The organism is Polynucleobacter sp. IMCC 30228 (assembly GCF_021395205.1).
Classification (GTDB): domain Bacteria; phylum Pseudomonadota; class Gammaproteobacteria; order Burkholderiales; family Burkholderiaceae; genus Polynucleobacter.
The window spans coordinates 200,351-213,313 of sequence record NZ_JAJVCS010000003.1 but is presented as its reverse complement, the minus strand read 5'-3'; the positions used below and the strand labels follow the sequence as shown (position 1 = coordinate 213,313).

The 12,963-nt window shown below is 42.9% G+C and carries 14 protein-coding genes; 1 reads left to right on the top strand and 13 read right to left on the bottom strand.

The annotated features are described in order from the left end of the window. Positions 1-35 precede the first annotated feature (35 nt). The 10 genes from LZT21_RS06810 to LZT21_RS06765 form a co-directional block, all read right to left on the bottom strand. A complete protein-coding gene (locus tag LZT21_RS06810; protein ID WP_233989960.1) occupies positions 36-632 on the bottom strand; it encodes a YeeE/YedE thiosulfate transporter family protein in 597 nt (198 codons plus the stop codon). A 2-nt stretch (positions 633-634) separates the two neighbouring features. After that, entirely contained in the window at positions 635-1,162 is a 528-nt protein-coding gene (locus LZT21_RS06805; protein WP_233923545.1) for a YeeE/YedE thiosulfate transporter family protein, read from the bottom strand. A 128-nt stretch (positions 1,163-1,290) separates the two neighbouring features. After that, positions 1,291-2,178 (bottom strand): 3-keto-5-aminohexanoate cleavage protein, encoded by an 888-nt coding sequence (locus LZT21_RS06800; RefSeq protein ID WP_233923735.1) that lies wholly within the window; start codon positions 2,176-2,178, stop codon positions 1,291-1,293. A 51-nt stretch (positions 2,179-2,229) separates the two neighbouring features. After that, positions 2,230-3,234 carry an ABC transporter substrate-binding protein gene (locus tag LZT21_RS06795; protein WP_233923546.1) on the bottom strand — a complete coding sequence of 335 codons (1,005 nt, stop codon included), beginning with the start codon at positions 3,232-3,234 and terminating at the stop codon, positions 2,230-2,232. A 56-nt stretch (positions 3,235-3,290) separates the two neighbouring features. Continuing rightward, complete coding sequence (locus LZT21_RS06790; protein WP_233923547.1) at positions 3,291-4,034, bottom strand: ABC transporter ATP-binding protein; 744 nt, start codon at positions 4,032-4,034, stop codon at positions 3,291-3,293. 19 nt (positions 4,035-4,053) lie between these two features. Then, positions 4,054-4,830, bottom strand: a complete 777-nt coding sequence (locus tag LZT21_RS06785; protein WP_233923548.1) for an ABC transporter permease — start codon at positions 4,828-4,830, stop codon at positions 4,054-4,056. 37 nt (positions 4,831-4,867) lie between these two features. Next, a complete protein-coding gene (accC, locus tag LZT21_RS06780; RefSeq protein ID WP_233937033.1) occupies positions 4,868-6,235 on the bottom strand; it encodes an acetyl-CoA carboxylase biotin carboxylase subunit in 1,368 nt (455 codons plus the stop codon). Then, complete coding sequence (gene accB, locus LZT21_RS06775) at positions 6,228-6,740, bottom strand: acetyl-CoA carboxylase biotin carboxyl carrier protein (RefSeq protein ID WP_233937031.1); 513 nt, start codon at positions 6,738-6,740, stop codon at positions 6,228-6,230. The genes accC and accB overlap by 8 nt, the downstream gene beginning before the upstream one ends. Positions 6,741-6,770: 30 nt before the next feature. Then, positions 6,771-8,228: a pyruvate carboxylase subunit B gene (locus LZT21_RS06770; protein WP_233989958.1), complete on the bottom strand. Its 1,458-nt coding sequence runs from the start codon at positions 8,226-8,228 to the stop codon at positions 6,771-6,773. A 30-nt stretch (positions 8,229-8,258) separates the two neighbouring features. Then, complete coding sequence (locus tag LZT21_RS06765; RefSeq protein ID WP_233989956.1) at positions 8,259-9,674, bottom strand: gamma-glutamyltransferase; 1,416 nt, start codon at positions 9,672-9,674, stop codon at positions 8,259-8,261. A gap of 181 nt (positions 9,675-9,855) precedes the next feature. On the opposite strand from LZT21_RS06765, the gene LZT21_RS06760 reads away from it, so the two are divergent. Then, entirely contained in the window at positions 9,856-10,623 is a 768-nt protein-coding gene (locus LZT21_RS06760; RefSeq protein WP_233989954.1) for a GntR family transcriptional regulator, read from the top strand. A 7-nt stretch (positions 10,624-10,630) separates the two neighbouring features. Here the strand turns inward: LZT21_RS06760 and LZT21_RS06755 are convergent, their stop codons facing one another. Genes LZT21_RS06755 through LZT21_RS06745 form a run of 3 tightly spaced genes read right to left on the bottom strand, consistent with a single transcriptional unit; the run spans position 10,631 to position 12,895 of the window. After that, on the bottom strand, positions 10,631-11,524 hold the full coding sequence (locus tag LZT21_RS06755) for a fumarylacetoacetate hydrolase family protein (RefSeq protein WP_233989952.1): 894 nt from the start codon (positions 11,522-11,524) through the stop codon (positions 10,631-10,633). A 21-nt stretch (positions 11,525-11,545) separates the two neighbouring features. Next, entirely contained in the window at positions 11,546-11,941 is a 396-nt protein-coding gene (locus LZT21_RS06750) for a RidA family protein (RefSeq protein WP_233989950.1), read from the bottom strand. 27 nt (positions 11,942-11,968) lie between these two features. Continuing rightward, positions 11,969-12,895 carry a tripartite tricarboxylate transporter substrate binding protein gene (locus LZT21_RS06745; protein ID WP_233937016.1) on the bottom strand — a complete coding sequence of 309 codons (927 nt, stop codon included), beginning with the start codon at positions 12,893-12,895 and terminating at the stop codon, positions 11,969-11,971. Positions 12,896-12,963 lie beyond the last annotated feature (68 nt).

Sequence of the window (12,963 nt, the reverse complement as noted above, 5' to 3'; positions counted from 1 at the left end):
ATTTTCCTTATTAAACAATTAAATGGTTGAAATGATTAAGACTGCTTTACTGTGCAGGCATTCATAGCTTCTACAGCAGAAATCGAACCCCCGACTTGTTTTTCCATCCATGTACCAAGTACAAAAATAGCCAACGCAGCAGCAATCATAAAAAGATTAATTACTCCAGCGGACACTTGCAACGCCTCTGGTAATGTTGATGCTTTTACGTATTCACCAGCTGAAGTCAAAAACTCAATACTAGAAAATATATCGGCAAAAATCCAAGTACCAATGATTAACCCAATTAAAAATAAACCGGCATCTATGCGGCCAGAAACAAAGCCAACCACGGAAGTTCCAGGGCAATATCCGCCAATGGCAAAACCTGCTCCTACCAGAGCCCCACCAAGAGCGGCTGCCCCTAAAAATGCAGGCGGCACAAATAAATCTGCGGCATCGATATACCCCATTTTTTCTAAAAACATAATGCCTACTGAAGCAAAAACGATCGCAGTAAACATCACTTTAAATACTGACCAATCAGTTAAACGGAATTGAGCCGTTAATTTACAGGGGCTACCAAACCCAGCGCGCTCTAAAACAAAACCGAAGGCGGCACCTAAAAGTAGCCCAGAGATGATGGAATTCATATTTATGCCTTTTCTTTCATTAAACGGCTAATGACTAAGCCGGTAGCAAAAAATGTACCTAAAAAAACAAACCCGGCAAGCCCCAATACTGCTGTGCCCGATAAACCCAGACCGCTAGTACATCCTGCTGCAATGCGTGCCCCAAAACCAGCTAAGACCCCACCCAGTAGCGCTGTTAAGGGACGCTTACTACCCCCTAAAAAACGTTTACCATCAGTTTGCAGCTTAAATCGATTAGCCAGCCAGGCAGAGGCGAAAGCGCCAATAGCCAAGCCAATAACCTGCCAAGTTATCCAGCCATTTAACGGGTTTCCATCCTCCACCATGCCGCCAAGGTATTCATTAGCTGCAGTCATGGTCGGCATTGTTGTCATGCCAATCCATGCTGTAAGACGGGTTGTAAACCCAGTTGCGCCTAGGCCATGCCCAGTGACGACAAAACTAGCTAATAAGACTAGGCCCAAAGCCAGCCCAGCATAAAGGGGGTGCCAATATGGCTCTGGTTTAGTACTCTGCTTTACTTGACTCATTTTATTTCCTAATAAAATGTAAAATTACATTATGTTTTAAAGTATATTATAAAAAAGCTGTAAACGCAAACTTTTTATAAAAAAACAAAAATTAGGTGAAAATTACAACAATTTAGCTATTTATAGCCTTAAGAAGCTATTTTGAGGCCCAACATAGAACGCGCCTCAGCAGCTGAGGCCAAATCTCCACCTAGGTCTTCAATAATACGTTTTGCTTTAGTAACTAATTCAGCATTACTTTGACAAAGCACACCCTTCTTGAGAAAAATATTGTCCTCTAAGCCAACCCGTGTATGGCCCCCATATAACCAAGATTGCGCCACAATTGGGAACTCAAAGCGACTAATGCCAAAAGCCGACCATCTAGCCCCAACAGGCAATTGATCGCGTAAATAGAGCAAAGTGGCGGGATCAGCGTTTAAGCCATACTTCACCCCCAACACAAAGCTAAATAAACCAGGGCCATCAAGTGTGCCATCGGCAATTAAATCCAAAGCTAAATTGAGGTCACCCGTATCAAAAATTTCTAATTCAGGAAGAACTCCAGCATCGCGAATCACTTTGGCCATTTTGCGCACATTTAATGGCGTATTAATCACAATATCTGTCGCGCCATTCATCGTATTAAAATCTAAAGAACAAATATCAGGCTTTAACTTGGTAATATGCTCTACGCGCTTTAAGGGATGGCATAAAGTAGTTCCTGGAGCAAAGACCTTAGGATCATCTTCACTAGGAATAAAGCGACCACCTGGCCCGGTTGTTAGATTAATAATAAGCTCTTTGTTTTGCGCGCGAATTAACTCAACTACTTTGGCGTATAAATCAAATTCCATTGACTGTTTACCCGAAACTGGGTCGCGCACATGAATATGCACGGCAGCAGCTCCAGCAGCGCCAGCCCCCAAACAAGAATCGGCTATTTGTTGTGGAGTAATAGGCAAATAAGGGGTCATCTCTGGCTTTGTTAAGCCGCCAGTTACTGCGCAAGTTAGGATGGTTTTTGCCATTGAGATAAAGCCCCTGTATTTAAAGATCAATTAAAAGAGATGGTACAAAAACATTCCCTAACCCTTCAGCGATTTTTCCGCTTTATCTAAAAAGGAATAATCTAAGTATTTTCCAACCCAAGCATCCGTATTTGCGACTAGCGCAGGATCAATCTTGCCTTGCTCAGAAATAGTTTTCAGAATTAAGCGGGTTGAAGGCATATCTAAGCGGGGTTCAGTAAGTAACACTGAGTTCAAGGCCATTAGCGCCACGGGTTTAGCGGTCGGATCATTCATTTTTTTAGCAATAATTTCTGCAACCTCATCCCTAGGTTTAGTTTTAATAAAATTCATCCCTTTTAAGGTGGCCTTTAAAAAACGCACTACTGCATCAGGATTATCTTTAATAAAGGTGGGATGAAAAACCAAGTCCAAACTCTCCGCATTGGGTATGGGTGGTAACTGCACTATGTAATGGGTATCTTTGGCTTTAGAAACTGCTAATGCTGAAGCTGGCTCCCAAGCAATAAATGCGTCTACCTCTCCGCGATCAAGCATGGCAGCAATATCACCAACGCGACCAGGCACCTTTTGGAATTTAAGATTTTGGGTTTTTTCAACATAAAATAAAATGGCATCGTGAATTGTGCCAAGCCCAGGTGTTCCTACCTTTTTGCCATTTAAATCAGCATAAGATTTAAATTGTTTATGGCCAACCAGTGGCGCATTGTATTTAGTGACCGAACAAAGCATCGAAAATTGTCCGCCGCCTGCAGCATATTGCATGATCGGTGCCAAGCCACACATTACAGCGTCTAAGTTTTTATTTAAATCGAGTAACGATGCTGGGCCATTGGGATAGGTGCGCCGATCAATTTGAATGCCCTCTTGATCGTAATAGCCTTGATTTTCAGCCACCCAAATAGCTGCATAGTCAACCTCAGCGCCAGCTTGATCTGCTAGCCTAATAACTGTTTTTTTGCTTTGTGCAAATAACGGCGTGCCCATCGGCAGCATGGTCCCCAGCGATGCTGCTGCACCCATACCTAAAATATTTCTGCGATTTTTATTAGTATTAATCATCTCTCATCTCCTGTTTAAAAAGTGATTTTTAACTGCTTAAACTACTTTATCTACCCCTACTTTTGATGCAAAAAAGAAAAGCACTTGGCTCTTAATTCCGTAAATTCAAGGCTCATTAAATTCCGTGGTCGTGGCAAGTCGATTGGTAAATCAGCCTTAATAGAAGTGGGCTTTTCAGAAAGAATAATGACGCGATCGCCTAAAAAAACTGCCTCTTCTAAATTATGTGTAACAAAAACAATCGTCCGTTTCAAATTTTTCCAGATATCCAAAACCTCTTGCTGCATTCTTTCTCGTGTCGGTTGATCTAGACTTACAAATGGTTCATCCATTAAGATTAAATCTGCATCCGTTGCAAAAGCTCTGGCAATTGAAACTCGCTGCTTCATGCCGCCAGAAATCTGATGCGGATAAAAACCCTCGAACCCACCAAGCCCAACAATGCGAATCACCTCTTCTACTTTTTGTTTTATTTCGGCTTTCTTTAATTTCTTAATTTTTAAGCCTGTGGCAATATTTTCCCAAACGGTTAGCCACGGCAAGGTAGAGGGTTCTTGAAAAACAAAAGAAATACTATGTTTTTTTGGATTGACGATTTCACCGTCTAACAATACGTCGCCTTTTGACGGTTTTAATAAGCCGCTAAGAATATCAAGTAAGGTTGTTTTACCGCAGCCACTGGGACCACAGATACACAAAAATTCATTTTCTTTAACCGAAAATTGAATATCGCCATGTACGACCAAATTACCATACTGGTGAGAGATAGCAACTTGAAGTTTGGAGTTTAAATTTGTCATCATTTAGCTTGATAAGCCCTTAAAGGGTAACCTGCCATCTCCACTTAAATAAATAACGCTCAGCCATTAGTAGCAATTCATTCAAAACAAAGCCAATTGCACCAATCACAATCATGCCAACAATAATTTCTGGAATCTTTAATAATTCAGCATAGTTCAGCATCATGCGTCCCAAGCCCTCATTAATCCCACCAGCTAATTCAGCTGCAACAATGGTCAGCCAAGCGGCACCCATCGCCACTCGCATGCCCCCTAAAATATCTGGAAGTACGGTTGGCACCACCACATGCATTAAGGTATAAAACTTCGAGGCGCCATAAACGGCTACTACCTTCTTATGCAAAGGTTCAACCCGCTGAACTCCCACTAAGGTTGACGTATAAACCGGAAAAAAAGCGCCAAGAAAAATTAAAAATGCAAAGCGCGTATCGCCTGCAAATAAAATAATGGCCAAGGGAATCCAGGCAATGGGTGGAATAAAGCGAAAAGGCTCCATGACCGAGCGGGTTGAGTTGTATAGGCTTTTATTTAGGCCCATCAACAAGCCAAGTGGTACTCCCAAAAAAACACCCAGATTAAAGCCCAATAAAACCCGATATAAACTCGCCCATGCATGGGCTCCGAGTGAGATACCTTGGGTATCACCTTTTACAAGTAAATTTTTAAATGCCTTGAACACAGCATCTACTGGAGGGAAAAATGGTGAAGCAACCCAACCCGCTAGTAATTGCCATAACAATAAAAATGCTGCTAAAGCAAGGACATTAAGCCCGGCAGCCTTAATGCCTGGATTCATTTTTTTACTAGTGGAACTAAAAAAAGAGCTGAACAATTTATTCCATCCGGTTTAAAAAATTGGTTTCAACAAAACGAGTATGCACATCACCTGTCATAAATTCAGAAGAGCTAATCAGTTTTCTTTGAAATTCACGCGTAGTCTCCACGCCCTCAACTTGCATTTCTAATAAAGCCCGTTGCATACGTGCAATTGCCTCAGCTCGATCACGGCCCCAGCAAATTACCTTACCTAGCAGGGAATCATAAAATGGGGGAATCACATATCCCGAAAATAAATGACTATCCATTCTGATACCAAAACCACCGGGTGCAAAATACTCGTTAACCCTGCCCGGATTAGGTCGAAAATCATTGGATGCACTTTCGGCATTAATGCGGCATTCAATTGCATGCCCTGTTAAACGGATATCTTTTTGCTGCAAACTCAGACCCTCCCCTGCAGCTATTAGTATCTGAGCCTTGACCAAATCAATACCAGTAACCATTTCAGTTACTGGATGTTCAACCTGAATCCGGGTATTCATTTCCATAAAATAAAATTGCTTTGAAATAGGGTCAAGCATGCACTCAATCGTGCCCGCGCTGCGGTAATTAACATGTTTGCAAAGTTGAATGGCTGCATTACCAATATCGGTGCGCAATTTCTCGCTTAACACTGGAGAGGGGCTTTCTTCTACCAATTTTTGATTGCGGCGCTGCAAAGAACAATCTCGTTCACCGAGATGCAAAACATTTTCACCGTCACCCAGCACCTGTACCTCTATATGCCGTATGCCCGTCAGAAACTTTTCCATATAAAGCGAGCCGTCACCAAAAGCAGACTTTGCCTCCTGGGAGGCCTCAATATAGGCCGATTCGACTTGCTCGGCATGATTAACAATGCGCATGCCTCTTCCCCCACCTCCTGCACTTGCCTTTAATAAAACCGGGTAGCCAATTTTGTCTGCGATACTGGCCGCCTCTTTTGCATCTTGTAAAATTCCATTTGAACCTGGCGTGGTCGGAATACCGGCCTCTTTTGCCAGGCGAATAGCCGTAGCCTTATCGCCCATTAAGCGAATGGAAGTTGAACTTGGGCCAATAAAAATATAGCCCTCGCGCTCGCAACGCTCTGCAAAATCGGCATTTTCAGATAAAAACCCATAGCCAGGATGAATTGCATCGACCCGAAAGAGATAGGCAGCCGTGAGAATTTTTTCAACGTTTAAGTAACTCTCACTAGCCCGAGCAGGGCCTATGCACATCGATTTATCTGCCATAAAAACCGGCAGTGATTGGCTATCTGCCTCTGAATACACCTGCACAGTTTCAATACCAAGCTCTTGGCAAGCCCGAATAATACGCACTGCAATTTCACCGCGATTAGCGATTAGCAGTTTTTTAATGGGTTTTGCTTTACGCATTGGGCTTTATTAAAATCAATATTTGGCCATATTCAACTGGCTCACCATCACCAACCAAAATTTCACTTACCACCCCATCAACACCAGCCGGTAATGAATTCATCAACTTCATTACCTCAATAATGCACACTACTGAATCGATTCCGACCTTAGCGCCAATCTCAATAAATGGGGGAGCACCTGGTTCCGGAGAGCGATAAAAGCTACCAACCATTGGCGCCTTAATACCAACCAAACCAGAAGGCGCCACCATCATTTTTTTACTGACGACCGTTTGTGGTGCAGCACTTACTTCGGCGCTTACTACAGCACTTTGCGCGGGCGCAGAGGCCTGCCCTACGATGCCAGAGCGTTGAAAAGACCGGGTCTGTGAATTGGCAGAATTTTTTCGTAAATCAATTTTAATATCGCCATACTGTAGACTAAACTCCGAAAATTGTGGTGAATCCTCTACTAAGCGAATGATCTCCATCAAATCCTGATAATTTAAATTGCGCTCAGACACCACTATCTCCTTGTTTTAAATTTGGAATCATTAGTACCCAGCAATTTCAATATTCAGGCCAGGTTTAGATACATGTATCCGACTTGTCTTAGGTCGCCGACTCAATTCTTTAATTAACGAAACAACCGAGTGCTCAAAAACATATTCAGTTTTCATTGCGCCCGCTGCTAACATATCATCAACTTGCGATCCAGCAAACATATAGCGCAATAAGCGCTCATCATCACTGGCGTGCGGATATTTCTTTCTTAATGCCTTCACGCCTGGTTCGCGCGGCGTGGGGTTTAAACCGATTTGTTTAGAGCCATTCTCTATGATCCGATCCAAAACGCTTGGCTCGACTGGTGCTAATAATTTACCGTAATACCCTAAAGCATATTTTTTAATTTCATTAGGCACAACGCGATAACGCTCGCCATGCAAGACATTTAATACCGCCTGGGTACCCACAAATTGCGCAAACGGTGTAATCATAATTGGGTAGCCGAGCTCTTGTCTGACCCTAGCACACTCATCTAGAAGTGCATCAAATTTATCTGCAATGCCAGCCTGGTCTAATTGAGAGCGAAAATTACTCAGCATGCCGCCAGGTATTTGATGCTGATAGTGAAAAGCGTTATATTCCAAAATCTGCCCAACAGGCTTATCTTCAAGTTCAGCAATGCGCTGAAAATGGGCGCCAATTTCATCAATTACCTCATCATTAATTGATAGGCGATAGCCGTCTAGCCTTAAATTTTTAGCAACACTTTGTGTAGCAGGCTGTGCAGCGCCATTTGCTAGCGGCGCGATCGAAGTATGCAACTGATCGGCGCCAAGCTTGACGGCCTCTAAATACATTAATGGGGCAATACCTGTTAAGCAATGTCCATGAATTTCGAGGGGTACTGTACCCATTACTTTTTTAAGCGCAGGAACTAAAGTGCGAATACGATCAACCGTTAATAAACCGCCAGCATCCTTGAGCATAATGGCATCAACCGTACCACTGGCAATTAATTGCTTAGCAGTTTCAACGTATAGCTCATCAGTATGAACTGGGCTTAAACTGTACGAAAGCGCGCCAAATGTATAAACCCCCAAGGCTTTTGATACCCGCGTGGTGGCTAACATATTGGCAACGTCATTGAGGCCATCAAAAGCACCAACCACCCTAAAGCCGTTGGCAACTAAGCGCTCTACCCAGAGCTCAATAATATCGTCGGGAACAAAGTCAAATGAGGCAATATTTTTACTGCGTACCAATGTCCGCAGTGGCGTTTTTTTAATTAGCTTACGCATCAGTCGAACGCGTTCCCACGGGTCTTCTTTTAAGTAGCGCACACAAACATCAAACTGGATGGTTCCTGCCAAATCAATTTGATCAAAGCCAGCCTGATCAATTTGTTCTGCGATTGGCAGCATATGGGCGGTCGTCATGCGTGTTGCCCATAAGCATTGGTGAGCATCGCGTAAAGTTGTATCAATAATGCCTACGGATTTATCCACAACCATTCCTTTATTCAAGATTATGTTGGCTTATACCCACGCTACGCCCTTCTCAAAGCGATCATCAGTACCAATATGTAAATCGCCATTTGGCGCTCTCAACAAAGCTGAGGTTGGCCCAAAATATTCTGCAGCATGAATTTTCAACCCCTGATAACGCTTAGCTAGCACTTCATCCTCTAGCTCTAATTCGCCATTTGGCGTAACCGAGACACGCAGACGGTTAATTGCTTGTTGTAGATTGCCAGTTTTAGAGCTCATTTCTAAAATAATTTGTAAGATAATTGCTGGTATGCGAGGTCCGCCCGGAGAACCCGAAGCAATTTGATCGCCATTTTTCTTTAGCATTACATTAGGTGAGAGATTGGTCACACAAAGCCATTTCCCAGAAGCGCGCGACTGGCGGAATAAATTGCCAGCGCAATTTAAAACTACCCCCGTTCCTGGAGTTATTAGGCCAGATCCAAACCATAATGGTCCCTGTGTAAAAGTACAAGAAACTGTCATACCCTTGGTATCGCTGATACAAAAATGAGTTGTATGCTGCTCTGCTGCCTTAGTAACTGCAAAAGCCTCTCTTTTATTTCTCCAGCCTATCCGCAAAGCATCTGCAACTAGAGCAATATAATTTTTTTCTGCCTGCAGTTCTTGTAGTCCTATATTCGACAATTGTTGCAGCGCATCTTGGACGATTCCAAAACCAGAAGTTAAGGGGTTTGGGCCATAAATAGTTGACCCGTGAAATGCTACTGGATTACCAACATCAAGCTTGGCCTGCTGCTGATTAAAGTTTTCTTTACTTAACCAGCCGCCATGTTCTAATAAAAATTGGCTAGTAGCAGCGGCAAACTCACCTTGATAAAAAAATCCAACGGGATCCGCTTGAATGTGAGTGAGTGTATTTGCGAGCTCTGCCTGAATAAGGCGATCACCAACCTGCAACCATTTGCCATCAGGGGCAAAAATGGCCTTAAAGTTGTCTGGAAACTGGTCCGCACGTGCTGCAGCCCAGCTTAAGGCCATTTGTAAATTCTGACCGACAATGAAGCCCTCCTGCGCCGCAGCAATAGCCGTGTTTAGTAATGGCGCAAAGTCTTGTGACCCAAATTCTTGGTGAGCCTTAAGCAAGCCACTTAACACTAAGGGGGTAGAGACTGAAGCAGCGCTACCAAAATAATTTACGCCGATTTTATTAGACGTCAGTAATGCTGGATTGAATTCATTGGCTACCGTAGCATTGAAATCAATGGTTATAGGGATTTCATGGGGCGTTTTTTGAATCACCATAAAGCCGCCATACCCACCTATTCCGCAATTTGCAGGATCAAGCACAGCTAAAGCCATAGCAACTGCAACAGTTGCATCGATAGCATTGCCGCCATGCTCCATCGTTTTAGCACCCGCATCTGCAGCAATTTGATGAGAGCAAACTACCGCCCCACGCATTTTTATCTCCTAAGTGCGATTTAATCGACTATATTTTTTAATTTTTAACAATAAAGCTTAGTTAGATTATTGAGAGTTGGGAAATTTGTCAAGACTTACTATATATTAACTTGTGCAGCGCAAAATTCTAAGGCGCAGCGTAAGATAGTAAGCACTACGGTCCTATAACCACAATTAACAAATGAGCGAAGCCCTTTTTTATAAAAAATATAAGCCTCAACATAGGGTTAACGTGAGGAAATATGAAGTTTTACGTGAATCCATCTTGGCAGCCATTCAAGATGGGTATTGGAAATGTGGGGTCAAGCTACCTACCGAGTTAGAGCTTTCAAAATCTACTCCATTTAGTCTTGGAACAATTCAAAAAGCTATTGGCAGCCTCACTCGCGAGGGATTTTTACAGCGCAAGCGTGGATTGGGCACCTTTGTTATTCCAATTGAAAAACGTATCGGTGGGCCCTGGATCTTTCGCTTTCTTGAAAAAGACAGTGCAGAATTTGTGCCCATGTCGACCCAAGTAGTGAAGAGGAAATTAATCCGCTCTACAGAATCATGGGCCCATTGGTTAACGGCAGGGAAAATAAACGTTCAATTACTCCAAATCAATCGCGTTATTCAGGCCGGGGAATATACTTTTTATAGCAAATACTTTCTTGATCCAGAACAATTTCCAATTATTGCTAAAACTCCATTGAAAGAATTAAATAGCGCTAATTTTGCCGGATTAATTCAAGATCATTATCAAATTTACCTTGAAAAAATTGACCGGACGATTCAATGCATTGCCTTGCCAAGCACGATCAATCAACTCTTGGGCCAAGCAAAAAATACCAAAGGGGTGCTAGTTGAGATTATGGCGAGTGGCCAGCGATCGAAACCGATTTTTTATCAGCAACTCTTTTTGCCACCCAATGGGCCAAGGCTCTTTTTTGGGCAAAGTGGAACATAGCAGTTACTTAATTGCCCACCGTATTTTCCAACTTACCAAGCCCCTCAATTTCGATAGTAATAACATCTCCAGTTTTCAAAGGACGTGGCGGCTTCATCGCATAACCCACTCCTGAAGGCGTGCCGGTCGCAATAATGTCTCCGGGCTCAAGAGTAAGGCCAGCTGATAATTCAGCAATAATTCGCGGAATGGTAAAAATCATTGTTGAAGTATTCCCATTTTGTCTCTGCTCGCCATTTACTTTTAAGGAAATTGCCAATTGATGCGGGTCGGCAATGGCAGACTTATGAGCAACCCAGGGGCCAATTGGACAACTACCATCTAGACTCTTGCCCTTAAACCATTGTCCGTGCCGCCGCTGAATTTCACGGCCAGTAACATCATTCAAAATAGTATATCCAAATATAGCGTCGTTGGCCCTATCTTCAGCAATATTTACCCCGCCCCGCCCAATCACAATGGCTAACTCAGCCTCATAATCCAGCATAGCAGTTAAGCCAGCATGTAGCGGTATTGTTGCGCCATGCCCAATTACAGCCGTTGGCGCCTTAGTAAACAATTCAATAAATTCAGGAAATAAATTAGGTTCGCGACCCTGCGCGATATTGCCTTCAATGATGTGCTCGCGGTAGTTCCGGCCAACGCAAAAAATATTTTTATGGGGGGTTGGTATAGGGGCTAACCATTGCAAATCTTGCACATCAAGCCATTTCGTCGCAGACTGATGTAATTTCGCAGCAATTGCAAGACCCGCATCACCGCTAGTAATTAATTCACCAACATTGCTTGGCGCTAAAGTTTTAGGCCAAATTTCTGTTAAATTTACCAGCGCCTGTAACCGTGAATTTTGAGCCATTCCTAATTGCGGAACACCTTTTGCTTTAAAGGTACAAAAATACATAGAAGCCTTTCAAAAAAATCTTTATTGAATTACTGCAATTGCATTCATTTCGATTAAGTAATCGGGGGAAACAAAGCGCGATATTTCAACCATCGTAGATGCAGGTAATGGCGCTTTAAAGTACTCGCGACGTACTTTATGAATCACATCAAAATGATGCATCCCAATCACATAAACATCAACCCGACATATATCTGCCATCGTCCCGCCGGCTGCCTCAACCGCATTCTTTACATTCTCACAAACCTGGCGGGTTTGCGCCTCCATATCGCCAATTCCCGAAATAGTGCCATCGGGTTTATGCGCGGTCATGCCAGAGATAAAGACTAATTTACCTTTAGCCTCTACTACTGTTGCCTGAGAGAAATGTCCACCTGGTTTTTTAATATTAGTTGTTGAAATTTCTTGCTTTGTCATCAATTTTCCTCAAAGAATAAAATGGCGCTAATCGGGTTGTATATTCAATCGCTCAATAATTGTTGCCCAACGGGGAATCTCTTTATTCATTTGATTAGTCAGGTCTTGAGGGGTACCGCCAACTAGTTCGCCCCCACCAGCGTTCACCTTTTGAATAAGTTCGGAGTTTTTCATCGCTTCGTTTAGCGCTTGATTTAATTTATTAATAATCTCAGGGGAAGTTCCTTTAGGCGCTAATAGCGCCATCCACGACCCCATGTCTAAGCCACTATAGCCAAGTTCTGCCAAAGTAGGAATATCAGGTAAAACATTTAAACGTTTGCTTGAAGTAATCGCCAATGCCCGTAACTGCCCCGATTTGACAAAGGGTGCTGCCGAAGGAACAAGCTCTAAGGCTACATCGGTTCTGCCGGCAACCATATCAGTTAATGCTGGGCCGCTGCCTTTATATGGAACGTGTACCCATTTGACTCCCATGCGTTCTTGAAAGTATTCCCCCATTAAATGTAATACGCTACCAGTACCAGCAGAAGCCATATTCAATTCTTTAGTTTTAGATAACTTAACTAACTCGGCAATATTATTGACTGGTAAATCTTTACGAATTACTACAATGCCTGGATTATTAACAAACCAAATAATAGGCGCCAAGGATTGGCGAGGATCAAAATTCGCTTTTTTAAAGATGGAGGGACTTACTGTTAACGGGCCTGCTGAACCCACTGCAAGCGTATAGCCATCTGGCGCTGCCCTTGCAACCTCTTGCATTGCCAGCATCCCGCCTACACCAGGGCGATTTTCAATGATAAAAGTTTGATTAAACGCCTTTTGTAAAATTTGGGCCATCATTCTTCCCGCTCCATCAACAGCACCACCTGCGGGAAATCCAACAATCATCTTGACTGGACGATTAGGATAATCTGACTGGGCATAAAGATTGCTAGTAGCAAGCAAAAAAATTATATAAAGTAATAAATAAGAGTACTTTTTTATTTTTATATTCATTGATGTCTCCCCAAGAT